The organism is Okibacterium sp. AC114 (genome assembly GCF_979253355.1).
This window is the reverse complement of the sequence record NZ_CEEDBR010000001.1, coordinates 2,418,621-2,445,564: the sequence shown is the minus strand read 5'-3', so window position 1 is coordinate 2,445,564 and position 26,944 is coordinate 2,418,621. Positions and strand designations below refer to the sequence as shown.

Sequence of the window (26,944 nt, the reverse complement as noted above, 5' to 3'; positions counted from 1 at the left end):
GGTCGGGATGTGAGGACATCCCGACCGCTCTTGCGTCTCGTGCGTGTGGTGCGTTGTGCGTGTGGTGCGCGGCGCGGTTAGCCGAGGGGGCCGTAGAGCGCCGGGGTGGTGCGGTAGTGGGTGGCCTGCTCGAACGCGTAAGCGAGCCCGATGATGGTGCCCTCGGCGTAGTCGCGGCCGAGGAACTCGAGGTTCACGCCCGCACCCGTGATGGTGTTGTCGGCCGCGATGGCCTGCCCCATGGGGACCGAGATGGCCGGCATACCCGTGTTGGGGCTGAGGCGCATGTTGGTCGACTGGGTGTTGTAGGGCGTGCCAGAGGGGTAGACGAGGGAGTCGAGGTCGAGGTCATCCATCATCTTGGTGACGAGTGCCTGGCCCGTGGCGATCTGGGTGGTGTGGGTTCCCGCGGGGCCGGCCCAGGCCTGGTACTGCGCCTCGGTGATGGCGTCGCGGCTGGTGTAGGTGGATTTGCGGCTGGGCACATAGGTGCCCGACTCGACGATGCCCTGCAGGGAGCGGGCGGCCACGTTCGGGGCGAGGTGCTTGGCGATGTACTCATTCAGGTCGTGCTTGAACTCGTTGGTCGAGCCGCTGCCCTCGTTGAGCACGCGAGTGAACTCGGCGGTCGGCGCGATCGGCACCACGGTGGCACCCTGCGCTTCGAGAGTCGCTTTGGCCTCGTTGAAGAGCCTCACGGTGGTGGCGTTCGTCTGGGTGGGCGTCGAAATCATGGTCGTCACGTAGCCGATGCGCTTACCCTTCAGCGCCTCGGGGTCGAGCGACGACGTGTAGGACTCGGGCACCTTGCCGGTCTGCTCGGATGTGACGGGGTCGGCCGCATCCACGCCCGTGACGGCGTCGAGGGCCACGGCGGCATCCGTCACGCTGCGGGCGATGGGCCCACCCGTGTCCTGGCTGAGGGCGAGGGGGATGATTCCGTCGCGGCTGGCGAGGCCGACGGTGGGGCGGATGCCGACCAGCTGGTTGTAGGTCGACGGGATGCGGATGGAGCCGCCCGTGTCGGTGCCGAAGCCGATGCCCGCGAGGTTGGCCGCGATGGACGCGCCCGTTCCGCCCGACGAACCGCCCGCCGTGCGCGACAGGTTGTAGGGGCTCGCGACGAGCGTCGAGGTGCCGGCCGGCTGGTAGGACGAGAACTCGGAGGCGAAACCGAACGCGAACTCGTCGAGGCTGGCCTTCGCGAGGATGACGGCGCCGGCGTCGCGCAGACCCGCCACCATGGCGGCATCCGTGGTCGTCTGGTTGTCGTTCCAGCAGCCGCAGCCGCCCGTCGTGGGCATGTCCTTGGTGTCGTAGTTGTCCTTGACCGCGATCGGGATGCCGAGCAACATGCTCGTCATGCCCTTCGACGCGCGTTCGGCGTCCGCCGCCGCCGCTGCCGTCAGGGCCTGCTTGTTGACCGTGATGATGGAGTTGAGGGCGCGACCCACGGCCGAGGCATCCGGTGTGGCCTTGTCGTAGGCGGCGATGCGGTCGATGTAGTCCTCGGTGAGCTCGACGGATGTCAGCACGCCCGCGTTCATGGCGGCCTGCATGTCGATGGTCGAGGCCTCGATCAGCTCGAAGTCGCCGTCGTCGTAGATCATGCGCTGCGAGAGGGCGGCGATATCCGTGGCGGTGATGGTCTTGTCGCCGTTGGTGTCCGCCGCGGAGACCGTCGACCACTCGGCGGATGCGCTGGTGTCACCCAGGTGCGAGGCGAGCAGTTCGAGGTCGGCCGTCGTCACCTGGCGGTCGCCCGTGAGGTCGAGGTCGGTGTAGTACGGCGCGAGCAGGGCGGCGGCCGACGGCTCGGCCACGGGCGTCGCGGCCGTGGCGGTGGGCACCACGGCGAGCGTGCCGAGTGCCAGCACGGAGGCGAGGCCCGTTGCGGCCGTCACCGTGAGGCGCGAGCGTCGGGAGAAAGCGGAGGTGTTGGGCACGGAGCGGTTCCTCTGGGAGACGAGGGGTCGGTCGACCCCGCTAGCGGTGGGGGAGGAGCGGAAGGAGCGCATCAGCGGGTACCCGCCTTGCGGCGTCGGGCGACGACGAGACCGGCACCCATGGCGGCGACGGCTGCGGCGGCGAGACCGGCAACGCCGAACCCGACACCCGTCGAGGCGAGCGGGCTGGTCGGGCGGTCTGCGACGGGCAGCGGTGTGGCCGTCGAGGAGGCCGCGGGGGCCGGTGCTGCGGTGGCGGACGACGTGGGTTCGGGTGAGGCCGTGGGGGTGGGGGTCGCGACGGGTTCGACGACGACATCGGCGGCTGCGGCATCCGCGACCGTCGCCGTGGTGTTGGCCGAATCGACGATGGTGACCGAAGAAACCTCGATGCTCGTGTCGCCGGCACCGATCGTGGCGAATTCGAGGCCCGCCGTGAGGTCGCCCGACACGGTGGGGGAGGTGCCGAGGCGCGTGTGCACGATCGTGAGGCTGCCGGTGTTCTCGTCGACGGTGTCGAAGCCGCCATCCGGGCCCGTGATGCTGTCGTCGACATAGTCGAAGACGGCCGGGTCGTAGTCGAGGGTCACGGTGTAGGTGAAGACATCCGCGGTGCCGATGAGGCCGACCGTCAGATCGACGGTGTCGCCGACGGTGACGGTTGCCGGGGCGGCGGTGAGGGTGACCGAGCCGGGCGCCACGGCCGCGAAGGCCGGGCCGGCCGACAGGGCGGTGAGGCCGAGGGCGAGGGTGCCGACGGCGAGAACCGATCGGAGTGGTGGGCGACGCAGGGCAGAGTTATGCATCAGGACGCAGTCCTACTTTCTTTCACGAAGAACGGCTCGAGCGGCGGGGAAGGCGAGGCCGCGGGGGGAGAAACCGTCGGGGAGTGGTGCAGGGTGCCTCACTGTATCCACGGCGTATTGCCGCCCCGGATCGGTGGTGTTTCTCGCGCGTTACGATGGTCGGATGGCTGAAACCCGACCGGATGGCGCAACCACGCGCCTGCGCCTCGACATCGCCTACGACGGCACGGCGTTCGCGGGCTGGGCCAAGCAGCCGGGTCTGCGCACCGTGCAGGGCGTGCTCGAAGAGGCGATCTCGCGCGTGCTCGGCAATCGCGGTCGCCCCATCGTGTTGACGGTCGCGGGCCGCACCGACGCGGGGGTGCACGCGACCGGTCAGGTGGCGCACGTCGACCTCGACGACTGGCAGCTCACGCGCTTCTCGACCTCGCAGAACGACCCGACCGTGACGCACGACCCCGGCCACATGCTGCTGAGACGGGCCAACGGCGCGATCGGCACCTACGCGGATGTCCTCATCCGCGGCGCCCGCATCGTTCCCGACGGTTTCGATGCGCGGTTCTCAGCCCTCTGGCGCCGCTACGAGTACCGCATCGCCGACAGTGTCTCGGTGCGCAACCCACTCGACCGCAACCCGGTGCTTTGGCTCACCGAGACGCTCGACGTCGATGCCATGCAGCGGGCGGCCGATGCGCTCGTCGGGCTGCACGACTTCGCGGCCTTCTGCAAACCGCGCGAGGGCGCCACGACCATCCGCACGTTGCAGGAGTTCCGCTGGCGTCGCGACGAGCACGGCGAACTGCGGGCCCACCTGCGGGCCGACGCCTTCTGCCACAGCATGGTGCGCGCGCTCGTGGGTGGATGCGTGGCCGTGGGGCTCGGCCGCATCCGCGTGTCCGATCTCCTCCCGCTCTTCGACCAGCAGAACCGCGCGGCGCTCTTCCCCGTCATGCCGGCGCGCGGCCTCACGTTCGTCGAGGTCGGTTATCCTGACGACGCCGAGCTCGCCGAACGCGCGCAACTCACGCGTCAGCGCCGCACCCTCAGCGGCCTCGTGGATGACGACGACGATGACGAGTAGCCGCGCCGACGGCCCGTGCGGCGCCTGCCTGAATTGACCGTCACATCGCCCGTGGGGTAATGTTGACCCTTGGTGTCTGCGCATGCTGTCAGACACCCGTAGTTGAGCCCTCCACCTGGCGCGTTCCCCGAGAATCTTCTCGTGAGAACACGCCGCACGGAGTGGGATTCACGAACGACCAACTTACGACAAGAAAGCAGCACTACTGTGACGCGCACTTACACCCCGAAGGCCAGTGAGATCCAGCGTGACTGGGTCATCATCGACGCCGAAGACGTGGTTCTCGGCCGCCTGGCCAGCCACGCCGCCGTTCTCCTCCGCGGCAAGCACAAGCCGACGTTCGCTCCCCACATGGACATGGGCGACTTCGTCATCATCATCAACGCCGACAAGGTGGCCCTGACCGGCTCGAAGGCCGACCAGAAGAAGGCTTACCGCCACTCGGGTTACCCGGGCGGCCTCAAGGCTGTCACCTACTCCGAACTGCTGGAGAAGAACCCGGCCCGCGCCGTCGAGAAGGCCGTCCGCGGCATGCTCCCCAAGAACTCCATCGGCCGCGCCCAGCTGCGCAAGCTGAAGGTCTACACGGGCAGCGAGCACCCTCACGCTGCTCAGCAGCCGAAGACCTACACCCTCGACCAGGTCGCCCAGTAAGCGCCGAGTAGACAGACTTTAAGGATTCCCACAGTGGCGAAGATCGCAGATTCCATCGAAACCCCGGAGACGTTCTCCACCGAGACGCCCGTCGAGGCCGCACCGTCGACCCCGCGCGCACCCCTCAGCGTTCCCGGCGCAGCCGTCGGTCGTCGCAAGCAGGCTATTGCCCGCGTGCGTTTGATCCCCGGCTCGGGCACCATCACGGTCAACGGCCGTGCGCTCGACGAGTACTTCCCCAACAAGCTGCACCAGCAGCTGATCAACGACCCGTTCACGGTTCTCGACCTTGCGGGTGGCTACGACGTCATCGCCCGCATCTCGGGTGGTGGCCCCTCCGGCCAGGCCGGCGCCCTGCGCCTCGGCATCGCCCGTGCCCTGAACGAGATCGACGAAGAGAACAACCGCGCCACCCTCAAGAAGGCCGGCTTCCTCTCGCGCGACGCTCGCGTCAAGGAGCGCAAGAAGGCTGGTCTCAAGAAGGCTCGTAAGGCTCCGCAGTTCTCCAAGCGTTAATCGCTCGCCGAACCTAGACTCAAGCTTTATGCCCCGTCTTTTCGGAACCGACGGCGTCCGTGGCGTCGCGAACCAACACCTCACTGTCGAGCTCGCGCTCGGTTTGGCCCAGGCCGCCGCGCGCGTGCTCGGTGAGGAAGCTCGCGACGCCGGACGCCGTCCGGTTGCAGTGCTCGCCCGAGACCCCCGTGTCTCGGGCGAGTTCATTTCCGCCGCCGTCGCCGCCGGGCTCGCCTCGGCCGGCGTCGACGTGCTGGAAGCGGGCGTGCTGCCCACCCCGGCAGCCGCCTACCTGATCGCCGACATCGGCGCCGACTTCGGCGTCATGATCTCGGCATCACACAATCCCGCCCCCGACAACGGCATCAAATTCTTCGCCCGCGGGGGCCGCAAACTTGCCGATGAGGTCGAAGACCGCATCGAAGAGGCACTCGCCGAGCCGAAACTCGCACCCATCGGAGCCGATGTGGGGCGCATCCGCCGGTTCGCCGATGCCGAAGACCGCTACGTGGTGCACCTGCTCAGCACGCTGCCGCATCCGCTCGCGGGCATCCACGTCGTGCTCGACTGCGCGCACGGCGCCGCCGCCGGCGTCTCACCCGAGGCCTTCCGCGATGCGGGAGCCCAGGTCACCGTGATCGGCAACGATCCCGACGGCATGAACATCAACGACGGTGTCGGGTCGACGCACCTCGACCTGCTGGCCGAAGCCGTCCTCGCCCACGGCGCCCAGGTGGGAATCGCGCACGACGGCGACGCCGACCGCTGCCTGGCCGTCGACGCCGACGGCAACATCATCGACGGCGACCAGATCATGGCCATCCTCGCGGTCTCGATGAAAGAGCGCGGGCGCCTGCGCGACGACACGCTGGTCGCGACCGTCATGTCGAACCTCGGCCTGCGCATGGCCATGGCCGACAACGGCATCACCATGCTGCAGACGCGCGTCGGCGACCGCTACGTGCTCGAAGCCATGAACGAGGGCGGATTCTCGCTGGGCGGCGAACAGTCCGGCCACGTGATCATGAGCGATTTCGCCACGACGGGTGACGGCATCCTGACCGGTCTGCACCTCGTCAGCGAGATGGCGCGCACCGGCAAGAGCCTCGCAGAACTGGCCGGCGTCATGTCGGTCTACCCGCAGATCCTGGTCAACGTGAGCGGGGTCGACCGTGCCGCGCTGCACACCGACGAGCCCCTCGCTGTCGCACTGGCCGAGGCCGAGGCCGAGCTGGGCGAGACCGGACGCGTTCTGCTGCGGCCGAGTGGCACCGAGCCGCTCGTGCGCGTCATGGTGGAAGCCGCCGATCAGCCCACGGCCGACCGCCTGGCGCACCGACTCGCGGATGTCGTGCGCGAACGACTGAGCGTCTGACGCGTTCTCCGAACGCCTGCGTATTTGATGCGTTCTCCGAACGCCTGAGCTTCTGATGCGTTCTCTGAACGCTTGGGCGTCTGACGCGTTGCGCGGGTGCGCTCGCTAAACCTTGCGCAGCAGGACCGAGCTGACCGAGTGGTTCGAGTCCTTGCGCAGGACGAGTTTTGCGCGCGCCTTGGTGGGGCGGATGTTGTCGACCAGGTTGGGCTCGTTGATCTCGGTCCAGTAGAGTCGGGCCCGCTTGCGCGCCTCCTCGGCCGTGAGGTCGGTGAAGACGTTGAAGTAGGAGTTGGGGTTGGCGAAGGCGCCCTGCTGCAACTGCATGAAGCGGTCCTCGTACCACTGCGCGATATCCGATGTGCGGGCGTCGACGTAGATGCTGAAGTCGAAGAGGTCGCTCACCGCGAGGCTGCGACCGTTGGGGGCCGGCTGCAGCACATTGAGACCCTCGACGATCAGCACATCCGGTCGGCGCACCACGACATGCGCGTCCTCGACGATGTCGTATTTCATGTGCGAGTAGACGGGTGTGCGCACCTCGGAGCGGCCGCTCTTGACCTCGGTGATGAAGCGCAGCAGTGCCCGCCGGTCATAGGACTCGGGAAAGCCTTTGCGCGCCATGATGCCGCGGCGCTCGAGTTCGGCGTTGGGGTAGAGGAACCCGTCGGTGGTGACGAGCTCGACGCGCGGGGTGTCCGGCCAGCGGGCCATGAGTTCGCGCAGGAGCCGGGCGACGGTCGACTTGCCGACCGCGACCGAACCCGCCACGCCGATGACGAACGGCGTGCGCGCGGTGCTGCCGCCGAGAAAAGCGGTCGTGTCGTCGTGAAGCTTCTTCGCGTTGGCGACGTAGAGGCTGAGCAGGCGGCTGAGCGGCAGATAGACCTCGGCGACCTCGCCCATGTCGAGACGATCGCCGATGCCCCGCAGTTGCACGATCTCGGCATCCGTCAGCGGTGAGGACGTCGTGGGGGCCAGCCGTGCCCAGTCGGAGCGGAGGATCTCGACGAAGGGCGTCGACTCGGAGGCGGTCGTGACCTGGCCCGTCGCGGGGGACGGGGGTGTGGCCGACGCGTCGGCTCGAGGGGCTCCTGACATAGGGACACAGTCTATTCCGGGTAGGCTGTCGAACATGTGTGGAATCGTTGGATACGTCGGAAACGGCGACTCACTTGATGTCTTGCTCACCGGTCTCGGCCGCCTCGAATATCGCGGATACGACTCCGCGGGTGTGGCTGTGATCGACGACGACGGGGCCATGCACACGCGCAAACGTGCCGGCAAGCTCAAGGTTCTGGTCGACGACATCCAGGCCGACCCCCTGCCCGCCGGGCACACCGGCATCGGGCACACGCGGTGGGCCACGCACGGCGGCCCCACCGACGGCAACGCGCACCCGCACCTGGGCGACGACGGCCGCCTGGCCCTCATCCACAACGGCATCATCGAGAACTTCAACACGCTGAAGACCGAGCTGCTGGCCGAGGGCTTCACGTTCGAGAGCGAGACCGACACCGAGGTCGCCGCCGTCATGATCGGCCGCGAATACCGCCGCGTCGGCAACCTCGAAGAGGCGTTCCGCTCGGTCGTCTCGCGCCTCGAGGGCGCCTTCACGCTCCTCGCCGTGCACCAGGACTCGCCCGGCGTGGTCGTCGGAGCCCGCCGCAACTCGCCCCTCGTCATCGGCCTGGGCGACGGCGAGAACTTCCTCGGTTCGGATGTAGCGGCCTTCGTCGCCTTCACGCGCCGCGCCCTCGCCATCGGCCAGGACCAGATCGTCACCATCACACCCGAGTCGGTCACCGTCACGGACTTCGACGGCGCGCCCGTCGAGGTCGAAGCCTTCGAGGTGCAGTGGGATGCCGCGGCCGCCGAGAAGGGCGGATGGCCGAGCTTCATGGCCAAGGAGATCGACGAAGAGCCCGATGCGGTGGCCAACACTCTGCGCGGTCGCATCGAGGACGGGCAGATCGTCATCCCCGAACTCGCCGACCTCGACCAGCTCTTCAGCGACATCGACCGCATCGTCGTGATCGCCTGCGGCACGGCCGCCTATGCCGGCATGGTGGGCAAGTACGCGCTCGAGAAGTGGGCCGGCATACCCGTCGACGTCGAGCTCAGCCACGAGTTCCGCTACCGCGAACCCGTCATCACGCCGCGCACGCTCGTCGTCTCGATCAGCCAGTCGGGCGAGACCATGGACACGCTCATGGCCGTCAAGTTCGCGCGCGAGTCGGGCGCCAAGACGCTGTCCGTGTGCAACACGCAGGGCGCCACCATCCCGCGCGAATCGGATGCCGTCGTCTACACGCACGCGGGCCCCGAGGTCGCCGTCGCATCGACCAAGGCCTTCGTCGCCCAGATCACGGCCCTCTACCTCTTCGCGCTGCACCTCGCACGCATCCGTGGCACGCAGACGCCGGAGTTCCTCGCCGAGCAGGTCGAGGAGCTGCGCTCGATCCCCGAGAAGATCCGCTTCGTGCTCGACGAGAAGAAGGTCATCGGCGAGCTCGCGCACTGGATGTCCGACAGCCGCGCCGTTCTGTTCCTCGGCCGTCACGTGGGCTACCCGATCGCGCTCGAGGGCGCGCTCAAGCTCAAGGAGCTGGCCTACATCCACGCCGAGGGCTTCGCGGCCGGCGAGCTGAAGCACGGACCGATCGCCCTGATCGAGCCCGGCCAGCCCGTTTTCGTCATCGTGCCGAGCCCCCGCGGATCGGCCATGCTGCACGCCAAGGTCGTCTCGAACATCCAGGAGATCCGGGCCCGTGGCGCGCGCATCATCGCGATCGCCGAAGAGGGCGACGCCGCGGTGCTGCCGTTCGCCGACGAGGTGCTGCGCATCCCGCTCGCCGCGCCGTTGTTCGAACCGCTGCTGGCCGTCATCCCGATGCAGATCTTCGCGATGGAACTGTCGACGGCCAAGGGTCTCGACGTCGACCAGCCGCGCAACCTGGCCAAGTCCGTCACCGTCGAATAACCGAGATGGATGTGGGTCGCCGGTCTCGCGTCGGCGACCTCCCGTCGTCGGCCGTCACGTCAGTAGCCGCTCCCGGAGGTGCGCGATGATCGTCGGAATCGGCGTCGACCTCGTCGATCTGGCGCGTTTCGAGCGCTCGGTGTCGCGCACGCCGCGTTTGAAGGAGCGCCTGTTCACGGCGGCCGAGCGGGAGAAACCGTTGCGGTCGCTGGCCGGGCGGTTCGCCGCGAAGGAAGCTTTGATCAAGGCGCTCGGCTCGTCGGACGGCATCCGCTGGCTCGAGATCGAGGTGTCGAACGGCCCAGAGGGCGACCCGACGTTCCGCTTCACGGGCGGCACGGCCGAACGTGTCGCCGCGCGCGGAATCGACGTCGTGCACCTCTCGATGAGCCACGACGGTGGCGCCGCGATGGCATTCGTCGTGGCCGAGCGTCACTCGCCCGCCGAGCGGGCCCCAGAAGCTGAGGCAAAATAACACCATGACCGACTTCCGAAGCGCCACCATCGACCTTGCCGCGGTCGGCGCCAACCTGCGCCGTGTGCGCGAGATCGTCGGCGACGTCAAGGTGCTGACGGTCGTGAAGGCGGATGCCTACGGCCACGGTGCCGTCGAGGTGGCGCGCGCAGCGGTCGCGGCCGGAGCCGACTACCTGGGCACGGCCGACCTCGACGAGGCGCTGGCGCTGCGGGCGGCGGGCATCGAGGCGCCGATCCTCTGCTGGCTGCACGGGCCCGATGTCGCCTTCGACGAGGCGTTGGATGCGGGCATCGAGATCGGTGTGTCGTCGGCGTCGCAGTTGGAGCGCGTGGCGGCCGCGGCATCCCGCGAGCGACCGGCCGTCGTGCAGCTGAAGCTCGAGACGGGTCTGAGCCGCAACGGCGCCTCCGAGTACGAGTGGGACGCCCTGTTCGCGCGGGCCCAGGCGCTCGAATCGGACGGGCTGTTGCGCGTACACGGGTTGTTCACGCACGTGTCGAACACGTCGCCCGAGGAAGATCGCGCCGCCCTGGCCTGCTTCGAGCGCGGCATCCGCTTGGCCGCTCAGGCCGGTTTGCGACCCACCCTGCTGCACGCGGCGGCGACGGCGGCCGCGATCGACCTGCCCGAATCGCGCTACGACATGATCCGGCTGGGCGTCGGTCTCTACGGCCTCAGCCCCTTCGACGACCGGTCGTCGGCCGACCTCGGTCTCGTGCCCGTGATGCGGCTGTCGGCGCGCGTGGCGGCGGTCAGAACCGTGGATGCCGGAGCCGGCGTCTCCTACAACTACACGTACCGCACCGAAGCGCCCACACGGCTCGCGCTCGTGCCATTGGGCTACGCCGACGGCATCCCGCGGCACGCCTCGAATCGGGGACCCGTCTGGATCAACGGCCGCCGCTACACCGTGGCGGGGCGCGTGGCGATGGACCAGTTCGTCGTCGACGTGGGGTCGGACGAGGTGGCCGTCGGCGACGAGGTCGTGCTGTTCGGTGCGGGGCGAGACGGCGAACCGACGGCGGATGACTGGGCCGACGCCGCCGACACCATCAACTACGAGATCGTGACGCGGATCGGGCCGCGGGTGCGGAAGGAATACCGCTCGTGAGCGGGCCAGAAGCGCTCGTGCTGCCGTTCGACGCCGAGGTGCCGACGGCCGAGGACATGCACGAGCTCGGCATCCGCTTCGCGGGGCTGCTGCGGGCGGGCGACCTGGTGGTGCTCGACGGCCCCCTCGGCGCGGGGAAGACCACGTTGAGTCGCGGCATTGGCGAGGGCCTCGGCATCCGCGGGCCCGTGACCAGCCCCACGTTCGTGCTCGCGCGCACCCACCCCTCGCTCGTCGGCGGACCGCCGCTCGTGCACGTCGACGCTTACCGCCTGGGCAGTGCGCTCGAACTCGACGACCTCGACATCGACTTCGAGCGCTCGGTCGTGGTTGTCGAGTGGGGCAGCGGCATGCTGGATGGCGTGGCCGACGCCTGGTACGAGGTGCGCATCGAGCGCCCCACCGACGTGCGCCGCGTGCGCATCGAGCGGCGGGCGGCACACGCGGCCTCGGCCGAATGAGGCCAGCGCCCCGAAGGTAGGCTGGGGGAGTGCTATTGGTCCTGGATTCCTCCATCGGAACGAGCGTCGCCGTCGTCGACCTCGAACGCGGCGTGATCGCCGAACGCGGCGAGGCCGACACCATGCGCCACGCCGAGGTCGTGGGCGCACTCATCCGCGATGTGCTCGCCGAGGCGGATGTCTCGATCGACGAGTTGTCGGGTGTCGTGGCGGGAATGGGCCCCGGGCCCTTCACAGGTCTGCGCATCGGCATCGCCGCGGCCCGGGTGTTCGCGCTCGGCGCCGGCAAACCGCTCGTGCCCATGGTCAGCCACGACGCCATCGCCGCCGAGTGGTACGAGGCGGGCGGAACGGGCGAGCTGCTCGTCGTGACAGATGCGCGCCGCCGCGAGCGGTACTACTCCACCTACAGTGATGCAGATACGCGCGTGCAGGGGCCTGCCCTGGCGAAGCCCGACGACCTGCCCGAAGCCGCCAACCGGGTGGATGCGACATCCGTGTCGGCCGGCGCCCTCGGAATGGTGGCCGAACGACGATATGCGGCCGGGCTGCCCTTCCCCGCCGACGAACCGCTCTACCTGCGCTCGCCCGATGTGACACTGTCGGCGGGCCCCAAGCGGGTGACGGCGTGACCTGGCAGCTGCGACGCGCCACGGTCGACGACGTTGCGGCCATCATGGCCATCGAGACGAGCGTGTTCGAGACCGACGCGTGGAGCGACGAGATGATGCGAGCGGATGTCGCGTCGCCGCACACCTATTACGTGGTCGCCTTCCATCCCGAAACGCCCGACGCCATCGACGGCTACGCCGGTTTCCTCGCCCCAGCCGGATCGCGCGACGGCGACGTGCAGACCATCGCCGTGGCCGAACACGCACGACGCCGGGGCCTCGGCCGCGTGCTCATGGGCGCTCTCCTGGGTGAGGCGCGGCGCCGTCGCGTCTCAGAGGTTTTTCTCGAGGTGCGCGAAGACAATCCGGTCGCGCAGGGCCTCTACGAGAGCCTCGGTTTCGTGCCCATCGCGGTGCGGCCGCACTATTACCAACCGGATGACGTCGCCGCCGTCGTCATGAAACTCACCGTCCCCGAGCCGCAACCCGGCCTGGCGGTCGGCCACGAGATCACCGCCACGGAGGCACCCGCGTGAACACCGACAACCCGCTCGTCCTGGGCATCGAGACGTCGTGCGACGAAACCGGCATCGGCATCGTGCGCGGCCGCGAACTGCTCAGCAACACCATCGCGTCGTCCATGGATGAACACGCGCGGTACGGCGGCGTTGTGCCCGAGGTCGCCGCGCGGGCGCACCTCGAGGCCATCGTTCCCGCGATTCACGAGGCCGTCGCCGAGGCGGGCATCAGCCTGCACGACCTCGACGCGATCGCCGTCACGTCGGGCCCGGGGCTGTCTGGTGCGCTCATGGTGGGGATCGGCGCGGCCAAGGCGCTCGCCGTGTCGCTCGACAAGCCGCTCTACGCCGTGAACCACCTCGTCGGACACGTGGGCGCCGACATCCTCGACCCCGCGGGGGACGCCTTCGAGTACCCGACCGTGGCGCTGCTCGTGTCGGGCGGGCACACGTCGCTGCTGCTCGTGCGCGACCTCGTGAGCGACGTCGAGCTGCTGGGCGAGACAATCGACGACGCGGCCGGGGAGGCCTTCGACAAGGTTGCCCGCGTGCTCGGGCTGCCCTACCCGGGCGGGCCGCAGATCGACCGCGTGGCGGCATCCGGAGACCCGAAAGCGATTCGTTTTCCGCGCGGTTTGACGCTGCCGAAAGACCTCGAGAAACACCGCTACGACTTCTCGTTCTCGGGGTTGAAGACGGCCGTGGCGCGCTGGGTCGAGAAGAAACGTGACGACGGCGAAGAGGTGCCGGTGGCGGATGTCGCGGCAAGTTTTCGTGAGGCCGTGGCGGATGTCCTGCTGACCAAGGCCATCGCGGCGTGCCACGACTACGACGTGCCTCGTCTGCTGCTGGGCGGAGGCGTGGTCGCGAATGCCCGCGTGCGCGAGCTGGCCGCAGAGCGGGCTCAGGCCGCCGGGGTGCAGCTGAGGATTCCGCCGCTGTCGCTGTGCACCGACAACGGGGCCATGATCGCCGAGCTCGGGGCGCAGCTGATCATGAACGGGCACGCTCCGTCGACGCTCGACTTCCCGGCCGACTCGTCGCTGCCCGTGACCGAGATCCAGGTGCGCTGAGGCGAGGCCCTGCGCGGACGGTGCGCTCGGAGTTATCCACAGGCGGCCCCGTCGGTGGAGTCTGGGTCGGGAACTCAATACGCTAGACCCGGCGGCAGACGCCCGGCTAAGGAGACCTCATGACCGACGAACAACGTCCCCAGGGCGAGCCGCCCGTGCCGCCGCAGACGCAGCCGCAGCAGGGCTGGCAGGCCCCCGCGGTGAACGGCCAGGTTCCCGGCGCGAACGGGCAGGCTCCTGGCGCGAACGGGCAGGCTCCTGGGCAGCCGGCGCCGACGTGGCAGCAGGGCGGGGCGCCGCAGCCGCCTTACCGGCAATCGCAGTCCTATGGCCAGCCGCCGCAGTATGGCCAGCCGCAGCAGAACGGCCCCTCCCACTCGTATGGCCAGCCGCAGCAGTATGGGCAGTCACAGGGCTACGGCCAGCAGTCGTCGCAGAATGCTCAGCCGCAGTCGGCCGGGCAGCGAGACCAGGCATCGGGGTCGTCGCCGGTGTACGGGCAGCCAGCTCAGCAATATGGCCAGCCGCAGCCGCAGCCGCAGCCGCGCGAACAGTCGGCCGCATCGGGGCAGCCCGGCGGGAACGTGCCGGCTTATGGTCAGCCGCAGCAGTATGGACAGCCGCAGCAGTATGGACAACCGCAGCAGTACGGCCAGGCCTCGGCGACTGCTCAGCCTTCGGGCCAGCAGACCACGCAACAGCCGCAGAACCCCGGCTACGCGCACTACCCGACTCAACCGCAGCAGTACGGCCAGACGCAGAACCCCGGCCCGGCGCAGTACCCGGGCCAGCCGCAGCAGTACGGCCAGCCTCAATCCAGCGGCCAGGCGGCCTACGGCGCGCCCACGCAAGCTCCGGCCGGCTACGGCGCCTATCCCGGTTATGACCAGGGCATCGCCGCGGCCAACGCGATCCCCTCGAAGCCGTCGAAGCCCGGGCATCCGCTCGCCACGACGGGTGTCGTATTGGGCGTCATCGGCGTGATCGGCGGCATCATCTTCGGATGGACGCTGCCTGTCGCCATCGTCGCGCTCGTGCTCGGCCTGCGCGCCCGCCGCAAGGAACCGCACGCATCGGGCATGGCGCTCGCCGCGGTGGTGACGGGCGGCGTGGGAACGCTGCTGTCGCTCGCCTGGCTGGCCTACAGCATCCTGACGATCATCGACTATCTGCAGTAACGCGCTCCACGAGAAGCGCCGTGTGGCGGCCGGCGACCCGGGTCAAGATGAGGGTCGCCGAGCCGCGGCCCTTCGGGGCCAAGCGTTTGCGGAATGCGGCGGGGTCGACATCCACACCACGTTTCTTGATCTCGACGGTGCCCACGCCGCGCTCCTTCAGCTCACGCTTGATGCGCTTCTCGTCGAGCGGCCACCGCTCGAGCACCCGGAACACCGACGCGAAAGGCGTCTGCACGGCCTCGTCACCCGTCAGATAAGCGATCCCGTCGCTCACCATGCCCGCGCCGACCCGCGACGCCAGCTGACCGATCAGACGCGCACGGATGACCGCGCCATCCGGTTCGTAGACGAACTCGCCGAGCTCACGCACGTCCACGTCGGCGCTGTCGGCATCGGCCACCAACTCGTCGCTGCCCGCTGCCGACAACACCAGGGCCGCGCGACGCACACCCGCGCGAGCCAGCGAGCCGAACCACAAACCCATCTCGACCACCTGACCGTCGACGCTCACCCACTGCGCCTCGGCCTCGGCCGGAATCAGATCGCGATCGAACCCGGGGCCGAGCTTCACACCCGTCGGCATGCGCGACGCGACATCGAAGACCAGATCGAGCGACGGCGAATAGTCCGACGGTTTCGTCAACCGCGACGTGTTCTGGTGCCCCGCCGTGCGCCGGGCCGGGTCGAAGAACACCGCATCGACGGCATCCACATCGAAAGCCGCCGCATCGCCGTGCTCGGCCCGCGCCGACGGGAACGGCGCCAGGTTGTAGCTCGCCACGACCGCCGTCACCTCGTCGGAATCGACAGCGGTGACCTCGAGATCGAGCGCGGCCAGAGCCATCGCGTCGCCCCCGTTGCCGCACCCCAGATCGGCAACCGAACGGATGCCGGCCGCCTGGAACCGCCCCGCGTGCACTGCCGCGACGCGCAACCGGGTGGCCTGCTCGAGCCCCGCCTCGGTGAACAACATGCGGCTCGCGAAATCACCGAACTTGGTGACGGCCTTGCGGCGCAACCGCGCCTGCGTGAGCACGGCCTGTACGAGCGCCGGTGCATGGCCCGCCTCGCGTAACCGGGCGACAGTCGTCACCGGATCGGACGCCAACGCATCGACGTCGATCGAGTCGAGTAGCGTGAGGCCTGCGGGGGTCAGAAGTTCGACGAGCTCGGTTTTCTCCACCTCGTCAACCTACCGTCAACCTTCCCGGGCCGAGATCAGACGACCGGGCTCGGATCGCCGCAATAATTGGCACTCACGTTGCACGAGTGCCAGCCGGTTGCCTACACTGGCATTAGCACTCTCGCAGTGAGGGTGCTAACGCCCGCCGGGCCTCACGTCCATCGGGCCACCAGTCCATTTCGTACGTTGTTCAGAAAGAGGTCAACCGTGTCGGTCTCCATCAAGCCGCTCGAGGATCGCATCGTCATCAAGCAGGTCGAAGCCGAGCAGACCACTGCTTCCGGTCTCGTCATCCCCGACACCGCCAAAGAAAAGCCCCAGGAGGGCGAAGTCGTCGCCGTCGGCCCCGGCCGCATCGACGACAACGGCAACCGCGTTCCTCTCGACGTCGCCACCGGCGACCGCGTCATCTACTCCAAGTACGGCGGAACCGAAGTGAAGTTCGACGGCAACGACTACCTCGTGCTCTCGGCTCGCGACGTGCTCGCGGTCATCGTCCGATAACGACGACCCCCGGCGCGGCATCACCGCCGCGCACCAGAACCACCGCAACGCCCCGGCTGCTTCGGCACCGGGGCGTTGTCGCGTGTCGGGGCGCTGTCGCCTGGCAGGAACGTGCGCACGCGTGACCGTTCCGACGCGCGACCTGGCCCGAACCCGGGTCTAACATCGAGAGAGTGCAGAACCCCTCGGACCCGTCAGAGGTCGACTTCGACCTGAACCTCTCGAACACCCCCGCCGCCGCGCCCGGAGCCGCCTCGAACGCCGCCTCGAGCGCCGCGCCCCAGTCATCCGGCGGCGCGGCCGAGAAAGCCACGGCCCCCGCCCTGACCGACGCCTCGAACCGCCGCGCCGGCCTCATCTACGCCGTGTCCGCCTACGGCCTCTGGGGTGTGCTGCCCCTCTACTTCCTTACGCTCGTGCCCGCCGGCCCGTGGGAGGTCGTCGCGCTCCGCATCCTGTTCTCGCTCGTCTTCTGCGCCATCCTCATCGCCGTCACGCGCGCGTGGAAGCCCTTCGTGGCCGTCGTGAAGCAGCCGCGCATCCTCTTCACCATGGGGCTCGCGGGCCTCTTCATCTATGCCAACTGGCAGACCTACGTCATCGCGACCCTCACGGGGCACGTCGTCGAGGCGGCGCTCGGCTACTTCATCAACCCCATCGTCACAATCTTCCTCGGCGTGCTCCTACTCAAAGAGCGGCTGCGCGTGTCGCAGTGGCTGGCGGTCGGCATCAGCATCCTCGCCGTCGTCGTGCTCACGATCGGTTACGGCCGTCTGCCGTGGATCTCGCTCGTGCTCGCCTTCTCGTTCGGCTTCTACGGTCTCATCAAGAAGCGCGTCGGCGGGTCGGTGGATGCCGTGTCGGGCCTCGCACTCGAGACCGTGTGGCTCGCACCCGTCGCCATCGTGCAACTCGTCATCGTGGGGCTCACGACGGGCATCACGTTCGGAAACGTGAGCATCTGGCACACGCTGCTGCTCATCGCATCCGGTGTCATCACGGCCGTTCCGCTGCTGTTCTTCGCCTCGGCCGCCCGGCGGTTGCCGCTCGTCTGGATGGGGTTCATCCAATACGTGGCGCCCATCATCCAGTTCGCCGTCGGTGTGGCGATCCTGCACGAGGCCATGCCCCTCGAGCGATGGGTCGGATTCGGCCTGGTCTGGGTCGCGCTGGTCATTCTCAGCGTCGACGCGATAGTGGCCACAAAACGCCAGCGCAAATAAACCTTCCCCCAGAGCGTTACACGCGCGTAACATGACCGGAACGTGGCGGAACCTTCCCGCCTTTAACGTGACCTAACGGCACCTTCGCAGTTGTCGTGCCCTTACATCAGCGACGTCATAAGGAGCACCATGAGCAACACAGCGCCACTTAGTTCCATTCGCAAGAAGCCGCTGCGCTACGCAGCGGGTATCGCCGCCTTCACCGTGTCAGCTCTCGTGCTGACCGCGTGTTCGAGCGGTGGGTCCGGCGAGGAGACGACCTCTTCCGCCTCGGCCGAATCGTGCGGGCCCGACGCGGCCACCTCGACTCCGAACCTCAGCCCCGCAGAACCCGCGGCGGCCGTTGCTCGTGACACCAAACTCAAGATCGGCACCATCCTGCCGACGACCGGTAGCCTCGCCTTCCTCGGCCCGCCCGAGATCGCCGGTGTGCAGCTCGCCGCCGACGACATCAACGCGTCGAAGGACGGCGTCCTCGGCGGCAACGTCGAGATCATCAACCGCGACTCCGGTGACACCACCACCGACATCGCCACCCAGTCGGCCACCGACCTGCTCAGCCAAGGCGTTTCGGGCATCGTCGGCGCGGCATCCTCGGGTGTCACCAAGACGTTCATCGACCAGGTGACGCAGGCTCAGGTCGTGCAGATCTCGCCGGCCAACACGGCCCCCGAATTCAGCGACTACCCCGATGGCGGCTACTACTTCCGCACCGCCCCCTCCGACGTGCTGCAGGGCCGCGTGCTCGGCAACACCATCGTGGGCGACGGCAACGAGAACGTCGGCATCATCTACCTGAACGATGCCTACGGCACCGGACTGACCGAGAACGTGACGCAGGCTATTGAGGCAGCCGGCGGCAAGGTTGTCGCATCCGAGGCCTTCAACGAGGGTGACAGCCAGTTCAGCGCCCAGATCGACGCCGTCCTGGCCGAAGACCCCGACGCCATCGCCGTGATCGCCTTCGACCAGACGAAGGTCATCATGCCCGAGCTCGTCGGCACCAAGGGCTTCTCCGGCGGCCAGACGTACTTCGTCGACGGAAACCTGTCCGACTACTCGAAGGACTTCGACAAGGGCCTCCTCAACTGCGCCAAGGGCACCCTGCCCGGTGTGTTCGCCGAGGATGACTTCAAGTCGAAGCTGCTGGGTGTCGACCCCGACCTGGCCGACTACAGCTACTCCGCCGAGTCGTACGACGCCGTGATCCTCATGGGTCTCGCCGCGATCGCCGCCGGTGACGCCACGGGCCCGGCCATCCAGTCGAAGCTGAAGGATGTTTCGGAGGGCGGCACCAAGTGCACGGCCTTCGAAGAGTGCGCCGACCTGCTCGCAGCCGGCACCGACATCGACTACGACGGCATCTCCGGTCCGATCACGTTCGACGACAACGGTGACCCCACCGAGGCGTACATGGGCATCTACCAGTACGGCAAGGACAACACCTACGCCCCGCTGAACGTCGAGTTCGGCTCGCTCAAGTAAGGCACAACTGCAACGGTCTCGGGCCGGGTCTCCTCACGGAGGCCCGGCCCGTTCGTGTTTCCGCGTCGCGTCGGTGCTGTTGGTTCGTCAGGGCTGTTTGCGCGACGCCGAGTACCTCATCCAGACATCCACGATGTTCCATGCGGCGAGTGCGCCGACCGCGATGGCCACGACGATGTTGACGACCTTGCCGCGGCCCGTCCACTCGGCGATGCCGACGGCGCGCGCGAACTCGGGGTTGATCACATCCTGGGTGAGAAGGATGGAGGCGATCACGGCGAAGGCGACGGACAGTGCCGCGCTGGTGAGGAACAGCATCCGGGTGTATCGGCCCGTCGACCACAGCGCATACGCCCAGACGATCTCGAGAAGCGCGAGCAAGACGAAGACGCCGACCCACAGCGGCCACAGCGCGGGTGCGAGAACCGGGACGGTCTCGCCCGACGCGTCGGTCACGAACGGCCAGAACTGCTGCCCGATGAGCGCCGCGATCCACGCCGCCAACAACACGGTCGTGCAGACGAAGCCCGCGAGGCCCGGCTGCCCGGCGCGCGGGGGCTGAGGCAGGGTGTCGAGCGAGAACGGCACGAGGGGCGACCTCTCGGTGCGCGTGCGCTCGACGATGACGAAGGCGAGCGTGGTCCAGAACGCGACGTGCACGCCGGCCGAGATCGCGAGCCCGATGGCCGAGCCGATGACGCCGCCGAACGTCGCGCCCGTGAGTGCCTGGATGGTGGCCGAGGCGACGGCCGCGAGCGGCATGACGATGGCCAGCAGAAGGATGAGCAGCTGCTTCCAGGCCAGGTAGTACTCGGGGCCGACGAGGTGCAGCGGCCGATCGGCGTAGCGGGCCGCCAGACGGGCGGGTTCGCCGAGATCGCTCAGGATGTCGCGCTCGGCGCGTGAGGCGTCCTCACCGCCCTCCAGGCGCGCCTCGAGGGCGTCCGTGATGCTGGCGCGCAATTCGCGTTCGACGTCGGCGCGCTGTGACTCGGGGAGCGCGCGCACGACGGCCCAGACATAACGGTCGGTGAGGGTGACCCCGGAGGTGGCAGCGTTGCCAGTGCCGGCGGCGCCGGCAGGGGGGGAAGTGGAGGCGGAGGTGTTCATCGTGCGGTCCCTTCGATCAGGTGCCGGAGCGAGTCGGTGAGCCGCTCCCAATCGTCGGCCAGGCGGTGGGCGAGATCGACGCCCTCCTGGCTCGTGCGGTAGAACTTGCGCGGACGGGCCTCGTCGGTGTTCCACTCGCTCGTGAGCAGGCCCTGGGCCTCGAGGCGCCGGAGCAGCGGGTAGAGCGTGTTGCCCTCGACCTCGATGCCCGCGGCCTCGAGGTGCTCGAGCAGGGCGTAGCCGTAGTTGGGCGTGCGTAGCGCCAGCAGGCAGGCGAGCACGGCCGTTCCGCGCCTGAGCTCCTGAAAGTACGTCGCATCCTTGTCTTGCATGTGCCACACGTTAGTGTGTGCCACACAGTATGTCAACGAGAGGTGACAGCCCGGCGCGCACAAAGAAGCCCCGACCGTGCACGCGGTCGGGGCTTCCTGCGTCGCGGGTCGCGCAACGCGTGGGGGGATGCTCGGGGCTAGATCCCCCGCGCCGCATCCTGATCGGCGGCCAAGGTGCCGAGATACAGCTCGATCACCTTGGGGTCCTTCATGAGGTCGCGGCCGGTGCCCGTGTAGGCGTCGCGTCCCTGGTCGAGCACGTAGCCGCGGTCGCAGATCTGCAGGCAGCGGCGCGCGTTCTGCTCGACCATGATGACCGAGACGCCCGTCTTGTTGATCTGCTTGACGCGCAGGAACGTCTCGTCCTGGCGCACGGGGGAGAGGCCGGCGGAGGGCTCGTCGAGCAGCAGAACGCTCGGCTCCATCATGAGCGCGCGACCCATGGCCACCATCTGGCGCTCGCCGCCCGACAGCGACCCGGCGCGCTGCTTGCGGCGCTTGCCGAGCTCGGGGAACAGCGTCGTGACGAAGTCGATGCGCTCGTTCAGCAGCTTGGGCTTCTGGAAGATGCCCATCTCGAGATTCTCTTCGATCGTCAGACCGGGGAACACGTTGTTGTTCTGCGGCACCATGCCGACACCCTTGGCCACGAGCTTGTCGGCCTTGAGCCCCGTGATGTCTTCGCCGTTCAGGTGCACGGTGCCGGAGCGCACGTTCACCTGCCCGAAGATGGCCTTCAGCAGCGTCGACTTTCCGGCGCCGTTGGGGCCGATGATGCCGATGAGCTCACCGGGCATGGCCTCGATGCTGCATCCGTTCAAGATGTTGACGCCCGGCAGGTAGCCGGCGACGAGCACATCGGTGCGGATGACGGCGCGGTCGGCGGTCGCGGTGCCGGTGGTCGAGGTGCCCGTTGTCGGGGCGCCCGCCGTCGTGGGGGTTCCGGATGCATCCGGCTCGGCTGCGTGGCTCATGCCTCGTCCTTCCCGTGCTTGTGTTCGGTGCCAGCGTGTCCGGCGTGGTCGTCGGCGTGACGCGCGGCCGCGGCCTTCTCGGCCTCTTCGACCGGGTTGGGCCCGTCGATGTCGCCGAGGTCGGTGTCGTGGTGTGCGCCCAGGTAGGCGTCGATCACGGCCGGGTCCTCCATGACCTTCTCGGGCGGCCCCTCGGCCACGATCTTGCCCTCGGCCATGACGATGACCCAGTCCGAGATGTGACGAACCATGTGCATATCGTGCTCGACGAAGAGCACGCTCATGCCCTCGCTCTTCAGGTCCTTGATGTGACCGAGGAGCGACTGCGTGAGCGCCGGGTTGACGCCGGCCATGGGCTCGTCGAGCATGACGAGGCGGGGGTTGGTCATGAGGGCGCGTGCCATCTCGAGCAGCTTGCGCTGGCCGCCCGACAGGGATGCCGCGTAGTCCTCGGACTTCTCGTCGAGCTTGAAGCGCGCGAGCAGTTCCTCGGCCTTGGTCGTGATCTCGGCCTCTTCACCCTTCCACAGCGCGCGGAACAGGGCACGGAACAGGTTCTCGCCCTTCTGCTTCTGCGCACCGAGCAGCATGTTCTGCAGCACGGTGAGGCGGCCGAGGGACTTGGTCAGCTGGAACGTGCGCACCATGCCCGAGCGCGACACCTTGTAGGCAGAGACGCCCGCGAGCGACTTGCCGTCGAACTGCCACGTGCCCGTGTTGGGCTTGTCGAAACCCGTCAGCAGGTTGAAGAGCGTGGTCTTGCCGGCGCCGTTCGGTCCGATGAGGGCCGTGATCTGGCCGCGCGGGATCTCGACGTGCTCGACGTCGACGGCCGTCAGGCCCCCGAACTGCCGCGTCACGCCGTCGGCGATCACGATGGGGTCGGTCTTGCGGCATCCGGGGCCGACGGGGCCGTCGACGAGCGGATGTTCGAGCACGGAGGTCGCCGTGCCCGTGGGCGTTGCTGCAGAAGACGAGTGATCAGACACTGAACGACAGCTCCTTCTTGTTACCGAAAATGCCTTGTGGCCTGAATATCACCAGCAGCATGAGCGCGAGGCCCACGAGGATGAACCGGATCTGGCCGGCCTGGCTGGTCGAGATGAACGACAGGATGCCGACATCGATGAGTCCATAGAGGATGCCCTGCGTGAGCGACAGCACGACCCAGAAGATCATGGCGCCGACGATCGGGCCGAAGAGGGTCGCCGCCCCACCGAGGAGCATGATCGTCCAGATGAAGAACGTGAGTGCCGTTCCATAGTTCGCGGGCTGAACGGCACGCGGCAGGATGAAGATCACGCCGGCCAGTGAGCCGAAGACGCCACCGAGCACGAGCGCCTGCATCTTGTAGGAGTAGACGTTCTTGCCGAGGGCGCGCACGGCATCCTCGTCTTCGCGAACGGCCTTGACGACACGGCCCCACGGGCTGCGCATCAACAGGAACACGAGCAGCGTGGCGATGAGCACGACGCCCCAGCCGACGAGGCGCACCCACCACTGATCCGCCGAGTAGACGAACGGGCCGAAGCCGTAGCGGCCGTCGGGCAGCGGGTTGATGGCGTAGAAGCCGCTCGAGAAGTTGCTGAGTCCGTTGGCGGCGCCCGTGACATCCGTGAGGCCCGTGGTGGTGACCACGAAGCGCATGATCTCGGCCGACGCGATGGTCACGATGGCCAGATAGTCGGCCCGCAACCTCAGCGTCGGAATACCGAGCACGAAGGCGAACAGAACGGATGCCAGGATCGCGGCCAGCACGGCCACCCACAGTGGCGCACCGAACGTGAGAACCGAGATGGCGAACGCATATGCTCCGACGAGCATGAAGGCTGCCTGACCGAAGTTGAGCAGACCCGTGTAGCCGAAGTGGATGTTGAGGCCGATGGCCGCGAGGGCGTAGGCGGCGGTGGTCGGGCTGATCAGCTCGCCCGCCGCATTGCCGAGAATATTTCCCCAGTCCATGAGTATCTCCCTAACCGATCCGCTCGCGGCGGCCGAGTATGCCCTGCGGGCGAACGAGCAAAACGAGAATGAGAACGACGAGAGCCGAGGCGTACTTCAGGTCGGGCGGCAGCACGAGCGTCGAGAGTTCGACGAACAGGCCGACGACGATCGAGCCGATGAGCGCCCCGAAGGCCGTTCCGAGGCCGCCGAGCGTGACGGCGGCGAACATCATCAGCAGGATCTGGAAGCCCATGTCCCACGAGACCTGGCGGTACAGCGCGAACATCACACCGGCCAGGGCCGACAGGGCGCCGGCCAGGATCCACACGATGCGGATGATGCGGTCGACGTTGATGCCGGATGCGGCGGCGAGCGACGCATTGTCCGACACGGCGCGCGTGGCCTTACCGATGCGCGTGCGGGTGAGGAAGTATCCGACCGCCAGCAACACGACGACGCTGAGGCCCATGCTGATGAGCGTGGCGATCGTCAGACGCAGCGGACCGATGATGACGGGCGTCGAGAGCCCCACGTTCATGGTCTTCGTCTGACCGCCGATGTTGAAGAGGTAGACGTAGCGCAGCACGATCGACAGGCCGATGGACACCACCATGGCCTGCACGAGTCTCACCCCCCTGCGCCTCAAGGGTTTCCAGAGCACGGCGTCGTTCAGATAGCCGAAGACGGCGCCCAGCAGCACGGCGACGATAGTCGCCACGACGATGTTGAGGCCGAGCAGCACCCCGAACACCCACGACATGATGGCGCCGAACGTGACCATCTCGCCCTGGGCGAAGTTGTTGAGGCCCGTCGTGCCGAAGATCAGCGTGATGCCGATGGCGGCGAGGGCGAGAAGCAGGCCGAAGTTGAGGCCGGCGACGATTCGGATGAGCAGCTGTTCGCCGAACCCGGTGGTCTGCCGGGTGTCCTCACCCGTGGGGAACAGCACGCTGACCGAGTTCGTCTGGGCGAGCGTGATCTCCTTGCTGGCCTCTGTGCCATCGCGCAGGGCGACCCCGTCGGGCAGGGTCGACTCGTCGAGCTCGACCGTGTAGGTGCCGGCTTCGGGAACGTTCACCGTCCAGCGGCCCTGATCGTTGGTGCTGACGGTTTCGTCGAATCCGTTGCCCGAGACGGCGACATCGACATCCGCGACGCCCTCGTCCCCGGACTTGATGATTCCCGACACCGTGAAGGTGCTGGTGAAGTCGCTCGTGGGTTCCGGGCTGGGCGCCGGGGTCGCCGACAGGTGCACGGTGTCGACGGATGCCGGAGCGGCCGCAGAGGCGCTGGCGGCCGGCATGCCGATACTGACGACGAGAGCGAAACAGACGGATAGGACACTGGCAAATACCAGGGCGAGGCGACCCACCATCGCGTGTGGTCGTGAACGGCCCAAGCTGCACCTCCATTGTGTGAGACGGGAGGGCGGTCGCCCCCAGTTTCCGTCTTCGTGCGCTGACTGGTGGCCGACGCTACAGCGGGTATGTGTCGAATATGTTTCCGGCACAGCACTCGTTTTTTTCACCCCGTCCACTTTGACGGCCACTGCCCGATAGTGGGGCCTGCGGCCGAGGAATACAAGGGGGTACAGCTCGTTTAGTATTAAGTACCGGATCCCCAGAGGTGTGAATCCGCCTTCTGCTCGGCCTCGAACATGGAAAAGAGAAATGATGGATCAGCCGGATCCCTTCGGTTTTGTCGGTCTCACCTACGACGATGTGCTGCTTCTGCCCGGGCACACCGACGTCATCCCCAGTGAAGCCGAGACGTCATCGCGTCTCACCAAGCGCATCCGGTTGAATACCCCCTTGCTCTCGAGCGCCATGGATACTGTCACCGAGGCGCGCATGGCTATCGCCATGGCCCGCGAGGGTGGAATCGGCATCCTGCACCGCAACCTGTCGATCCAAGACCAGGCCGACCAGGTCGACCGCGTCAAGCGCAGCGAATCTGGCATGATCACCAACCCCGTCACGACCACGCCCACCGCAACGGTGGCCGAGGTCGATGCGCTCTGCGGACAATTCCGCGTTTCTGGTCTGCCCGTCGTCGACGGTGAGGGCGTGCTGGTGGGCATCGTCACCAACCGCGACATGCGCTTCGTCTCCCCGTTTGAAAAGGCCACGACGCTCGTGCGCGACGTGATGACGAGCGAGAACCTCGTCACGGCCCCGGTGGGTGTCTCCTCCGACGAGGCCATGGCCCTGCTGGCCCAGCACCGCATCGAGAAGCTGCCGCTCATCGACGAGCGCCGCAAGCTCAAGGGCCTCATCACGGTCAAGGACTTCGTCAAGACCGAGCAGTACCCGCTGTCCACCAAGGATGACGAGGGCCGCCTGCGCGTCGGTGCCGCCATCGGCTTCTTCGGTGACGCGTGGCAGCGTGCCGGCGCCCTGCTCGAGGCGGGCGTCGACGTGCTCGTTGTCGACACGGCCAACGGCGACTCCGCGGGTGTGCTCGATGTCATCCGCAAGCTGAAGAAAGACCCGGCTTTCGCGGCCGTCGACATCATCGGCGGCAACGTGGCGACGCGTTCGGGTGCTCAGGCGATCATCGACGCCGGTGCGGATGCCATCAAGGTGGGCGTCGGGCCGGGGTCCATCTGCACCACGCGCGTCGTGGCCGGTGTGGGCGTGCCCCAGGTGACCGCCGTGTACGAGGCATCCCTCGCAGCTCGCGAATCGGGAACGCCCGTAATCGCCGACGGCGGCCTGCAGTACTCCGGTGACATCGCCAAGGCGCTCGTCGCCGGCGCCGACACCGTCATGCTGGGCTCGCTGCTCGCGGGCACCGACGAGAGCCCCGGCGACCTGATCTTCCAGGGCGGCAAGCAGTTCAAGAGCTACCGTGGCATGGGTTCGCTCGGCGCTCTGCAGACGCGCGGCACCAAGACGTCCTACTCGAAGGACCGCTACTTCCAGTCGGATGTCCCCTCCGACGACAAGCTCATCCCCGAGGGCATCGAGGGACAGGTTCCCTATCGCGGACCCGTTTCGGCGGTCTCCTACCAGCTCATCGGCGGCCTGCGTCAGTCGATGTTCTACGTGGGTGCCCGCTCGATCGAGGAGCTCAAGATGAAGGGCAAGTTCGTGCGCATCACGCCGGCCGGCCTGAAAGAGTCGCACCCGCACGACGTGCAGATCGTGGTCGAGGCTCCGAACTACCGCTAGCGGTCGTTTTCCTCGCGCGAGAGCGAATGCCCGGTCGGCCGACACGCCGACCGGGCATTTTTGTGCGCGAGGTGCGGGTGGATGAGGGAAAATGCGGCTTTAGGTCAGGTGAACGCCTGTTTGGGGGGTTTGGTCGGCGGGTCGACCAACGGGTAGCGAGGCGCCGTCGCGTTCGTCGAACCGGCCTGAAGATGCTCCCAGGTGGGGGTGTCGGGTGGGCGGAAC

General features: G+C 67.8%; 26 protein-coding genes. 16 read left to right on the top strand and 10 right to left on the bottom strand.

The genetic code is table 11. The annotated features are described in order from the left end of the window. Positions 1–77 precede the first annotated feature (77 nt). Entirely contained in the window at positions 78–1,946 is a 1,869-nt protein-coding gene (locus ACZ6IE_RS11280; protein WP_464608031.1) for an amidase family protein, read from the bottom strand. Positions 1,947–2,017: 71 nt separating this feature from the next. After that, positions 2,018–2,752, bottom strand: a complete 735-nt coding sequence (locus tag ACZ6IE_RS11275; protein ID WP_464608030.1) for a cohesin domain-containing protein — start codon at positions 2,750–2,752, stop codon at positions 2,018–2,020. Positions 2,753–2,915: 163 nt separating this feature from the next. Between ACZ6IE_RS11275 and truA the strand changes: the two genes are divergently transcribed. The 4 genes from truA (at position 2,916) to glmM (ending at position 6,378) form a co-directional block, all read left to right on the top strand. Continuing rightward, positions 2,916–3,833 (top strand): tRNA pseudouridine(38-40) synthase TruA, encoded by a 918-nt coding sequence (gene truA, locus ACZ6IE_RS11270; protein WP_464608029.1) that lies wholly within the window; start codon positions 2,916–2,918, stop codon positions 3,831–3,833. Between the two features lie 207 nt (positions 3,834–4,040). Further along, positions 4,041–4,487, top strand: coding sequence for a 50S ribosomal protein L13 (gene rplM / locus ACZ6IE_RS11265; protein WP_077055115.1), 447 nt, complete (start codon positions 4,041–4,043; stop codon positions 4,485–4,487). Positions 4,488–4,520: 33 nt separating this feature from the next. Next, the gene (gene rpsI / locus ACZ6IE_RS11260) at positions 4,521–5,003 is read left to right on the top strand and encodes a 30S ribosomal protein S9 (protein WP_077055116.1); all 483 of its coding nucleotides are present in this window, start codon (positions 4,521–4,523) and stop codon (positions 5,001–5,003) included. A 28-nt stretch (positions 5,004–5,031) separates the two neighbouring features. Then, positions 5,032–6,378 carry a phosphoglucosamine mutase gene (gene glmM / locus ACZ6IE_RS11255; protein ID WP_464608028.1) on the top strand — a complete coding sequence of 449 codons (1,347 nt, stop codon included), beginning with the start codon at positions 5,032–5,034 and terminating at the stop codon, positions 6,376–6,378. Between the two features lie 105 nt (positions 6,379–6,483). Here the strand turns inward: glmM and coaA are convergent, their stop codons facing one another. Then, positions 6,484–7,479, bottom strand: coding sequence for a type I pantothenate kinase (coaA, locus tag ACZ6IE_RS11250; RefSeq protein WP_464608027.1), 996 nt, complete (start codon positions 7,477–7,479; stop codon positions 6,484–6,486). 34 nt (positions 7,480–7,513) lie between these two features. Between coaA and glmS the strand changes: the two genes are divergently transcribed. From glmS to ACZ6IE_RS11210, 8 genes are all read left to right on the top strand, one after another. Then, positions 7,514–9,361, top strand: a complete 1,848-nt coding sequence (gene glmS, locus ACZ6IE_RS11245; protein WP_445996385.1) for a glutamine--fructose-6-phosphate transaminase (isomerizing) — start codon at positions 7,514–7,516, stop codon at positions 9,359–9,361. A gap of 85 nt (positions 9,362–9,446) precedes the next feature. Next, positions 9,447–9,836, top strand: coding sequence for a holo-ACP synthase (locus tag ACZ6IE_RS11240; RefSeq protein ID WP_464608026.1), 390 nt, complete (start codon positions 9,447–9,449; stop codon positions 9,834–9,836). A gap of 4 nt (positions 9,837–9,840) precedes the next feature. Further along, on the top strand, positions 9,841–10,950 hold the full coding sequence (alr, locus tag ACZ6IE_RS11235) for an alanine racemase (RefSeq protein WP_464608025.1): 1,110 nt from the start codon (positions 9,841–9,843) through the stop codon (positions 10,948–10,950). Beyond that, a complete protein-coding gene (gene tsaE, locus ACZ6IE_RS11230) occupies positions 10,947–11,411 on the top strand; it encodes a tRNA (adenosine(37)-N6)-threonylcarbamoyltransferase complex ATPase subunit type 1 TsaE (protein ID WP_464608024.1) in 465 nt (154 codons plus the stop codon). Before alr ends, tsaE begins: the two co-directional genes overlap by 4 nt. A gap of 29 nt (positions 11,412–11,440) precedes the next feature. Further along, positions 11,441–12,043, top strand: a complete 603-nt coding sequence (tsaB, locus tag ACZ6IE_RS11225; RefSeq protein ID WP_464608023.1) for a tRNA (adenosine(37)-N6)-threonylcarbamoyltransferase complex dimerization subunit type 1 TsaB — start codon at positions 11,441–11,443, stop codon at positions 12,041–12,043. Next, complete coding sequence (gene rimI / locus ACZ6IE_RS11220) at positions 12,040–12,558, top strand: ribosomal protein S18-alanine N-acetyltransferase (RefSeq protein WP_464608022.1); 519 nt, start codon at positions 12,040–12,042, stop codon at positions 12,556–12,558. Before tsaB ends, rimI begins: the two co-directional genes overlap by 4 nt. Beyond that, on the top strand, positions 12,555–13,613 hold the full coding sequence (tsaD, locus tag ACZ6IE_RS11215) for a tRNA (adenosine(37)-N6)-threonylcarbamoyltransferase complex transferase subunit TsaD (RefSeq protein WP_464608021.1): 1,059 nt from the start codon (positions 12,555–12,557) through the stop codon (positions 13,611–13,613). Before rimI ends, tsaD begins: the two co-directional genes overlap by 4 nt. A 119-nt stretch (positions 13,614–13,732) precedes the next feature. Then, entirely contained in the window at positions 13,733–14,791 is a 1,059-nt protein-coding gene (locus tag ACZ6IE_RS11210; RefSeq protein ID WP_464608020.1) for a DUF4190 domain-containing protein, read from the top strand. On the opposite strand, the gene ACZ6IE_RS11205 is transcribed toward ACZ6IE_RS11210, so the two are convergent. Continuing rightward, a complete protein-coding gene (locus tag ACZ6IE_RS11205) occupies positions 14,772–15,974 on the bottom strand; it encodes a class I SAM-dependent methyltransferase (RefSeq protein ID WP_464608019.1) in 1,203 nt (400 codons plus the stop codon). The genes ACZ6IE_RS11210 and ACZ6IE_RS11205 overlap by 20 nt on opposite strands. A gap of 207 nt (positions 15,975–16,181) precedes the next feature. Here ACZ6IE_RS11205 and groES point away from each other — a divergent pair, with 207 nt between their 5' ends. From groES to ACZ6IE_RS11190, 3 genes are all read left to right on the top strand, one after another. After that, positions 16,182–16,478: a co-chaperone GroES gene (gene groES, locus ACZ6IE_RS11200; RefSeq protein WP_077055127.1), complete on the top strand. Its 297-nt coding sequence runs from the start codon at positions 16,182–16,184 to the stop codon at positions 16,476–16,478. A 323-nt stretch (positions 16,479–16,801) separates the two neighbouring features. Further along, positions 16,802–17,701, top strand: coding sequence for an EamA family transporter RarD (rarD, locus tag ACZ6IE_RS11195; RefSeq protein WP_464608632.1), 900 nt, complete (start codon positions 16,802–16,804; stop codon positions 17,699–17,701). 129 nt (positions 17,702–17,830) lie between these two features. Then, positions 17,831–19,186 (top strand): ABC transporter substrate-binding protein, encoded by a 1,356-nt coding sequence (locus ACZ6IE_RS11190; RefSeq protein ID WP_083710033.1) that lies wholly within the window; start codon positions 17,831–17,833, stop codon positions 19,184–19,186. An 87-nt stretch (positions 19,187–19,273) separates the two neighbouring features. Here ACZ6IE_RS11190 and ACZ6IE_RS11185 read toward each other — a convergent pair whose 3' ends face one another. The 6 genes from ACZ6IE_RS11185 to ACZ6IE_RS11160 form a co-directional block, all read right to left on the bottom strand. Next, on the bottom strand, positions 19,274–20,296 hold the full coding sequence (locus ACZ6IE_RS11185; protein WP_464608018.1) for an HAAS signaling domain-containing protein: 1,023 nt from the start codon (positions 20,294–20,296) through the stop codon (positions 19,274–19,276). Continuing rightward, entirely contained in the window at positions 20,293–20,628 is a 336-nt protein-coding gene (locus ACZ6IE_RS11180) for a PadR family transcriptional regulator (protein ID WP_464608017.1), read from the bottom strand. Before ACZ6IE_RS11180 ends, ACZ6IE_RS11185 begins: the two co-directional genes overlap by 4 nt. A 137-nt stretch (positions 20,629–20,765) precedes the next feature. Then, complete coding sequence (locus ACZ6IE_RS11175) at positions 20,766–21,602, bottom strand: ABC transporter ATP-binding protein (protein WP_464608016.1); 837 nt, start codon at positions 21,600–21,602, stop codon at positions 20,766–20,768. Then, a complete protein-coding gene (locus ACZ6IE_RS11170; protein ID WP_464608631.1) occupies positions 21,599–22,540 on the bottom strand; it encodes an ABC transporter ATP-binding protein in 942 nt (313 codons plus the stop codon). The genes ACZ6IE_RS11175 and ACZ6IE_RS11170 overlap by 4 nt, the downstream gene beginning before the upstream one ends. Before the next feature lie 43 nt (positions 22,541–22,583). Next, positions 22,584–23,564, bottom strand: coding sequence for a branched-chain amino acid ABC transporter permease (locus ACZ6IE_RS11165; protein WP_464608015.1), 981 nt, complete (start codon positions 23,562–23,564; stop codon positions 22,584–22,586). A gap of 10 nt (positions 23,565–23,574) precedes the next feature. Next, positions 23,575–24,849 carry an ABC transporter permease subunit gene (locus tag ACZ6IE_RS11160; RefSeq protein ID WP_464608014.1) on the bottom strand — a complete coding sequence of 425 codons (1,275 nt, stop codon included), beginning with the start codon at positions 24,847–24,849 and terminating at the stop codon, positions 23,575–23,577. 370 nt (positions 24,850–25,219) lie between these two features. Between ACZ6IE_RS11160 and guaB the strand changes: the two genes are divergently transcribed. Next, entirely contained in the window at positions 25,220–26,719 is a 1,500-nt protein-coding gene (gene guaB, locus ACZ6IE_RS11155) for an IMP dehydrogenase (protein ID WP_464608013.1), read from the top strand. Positions 26,720–26,944: the final 225 nt, after the last annotated feature.

Coding starts and splice junctions, on each gene's coding strand:
- alr (WP_464608025.1), top strand. CDS start 9,841: ATGACCGACTTCCGAAGCGCCACCATCGACCTTGCCGCGGTCGGCGCC.
- ACZ6IE_RS11180 (WP_464608017.1), bottom strand. CDS start 20,628: ATGCAAGACAAGGATGCGACGTACTTTCAGGAGCTCAGGCGCGGAACG.
- truA (WP_464608029.1), top strand. CDS start 2,916: ATGGCTGAAACCCGACCGGATGGCGCAACCACGCGCCTGCGCCTCGAC.
- glmS (WP_445996385.1), top strand. CDS start 7,514: ATGTGTGGAATCGTTGGATACGTCGGAAACGGCGACTCACTTGATGTC.
- ACZ6IE_RS11210 (WP_464608020.1), top strand. CDS start 13,733: ATGACCGACGAACAACGTCCCCAGGGCGAGCCGCCCGTGCCGCCGCAG.
- ACZ6IE_RS11165 (WP_464608015.1), bottom strand. CDS start 23,564: ATGGACTGGGGAAATATTCTCGGCAATGCGGCGGGCGAGCTGATCAGC.
- ACZ6IE_RS11175 (WP_464608016.1), bottom strand. CDS start 21,602: ATGAGCCACGCAGCCGAGCCGGATGCATCCGGAACCCCCACGACGGCG.
- glmM (WP_464608028.1), top strand. CDS start 5,032: ATGCCCCGTCTTTTCGGAACCGACGGCGTCCGTGGCGTCGCGAACCAA.
- ACZ6IE_RS11240 (WP_464608026.1), top strand. CDS start 9,447: ATGATCGTCGGAATCGGCGTCGACCTCGTCGATCTGGCGCGTTTCGAG.
- ACZ6IE_RS11160 (WP_464608014.1), bottom strand. CDS start 24,849: ATGCCGGCCGCCAGCGCCTCTGCGGCCGCTCCGGCATCCGTCGACACC.
- ACZ6IE_RS11190 (WP_083710033.1), top strand. CDS start 17,831: ATGAGCAACACAGCGCCACTTAGTTCCATTCGCAAGAAGCCGCTGCGC.
- ACZ6IE_RS11185 (WP_464608018.1), bottom strand. CDS start 20,296: ATGAACACCTCCGCCTCCACTTCCCCCCCTGCCGGCGCCGCCGGCACT.
- coaA (WP_464608027.1), bottom strand. CDS start 7,479: ATGTCAGGAGCCCCTCGAGCCGACGCGTCGGCCACACCCCCGTCCCCC.
- guaB (WP_464608013.1), top strand. CDS start 25,220: ATGGATCAGCCGGATCCCTTCGGTTTTGTCGGTCTCACCTACGACGAT.
- ACZ6IE_RS11275 (WP_464608030.1), bottom strand. CDS start 2,752: ATGCATAACTCTGCCCTGCGTCGCCCACCACTCCGATCGGTTCTCGCC.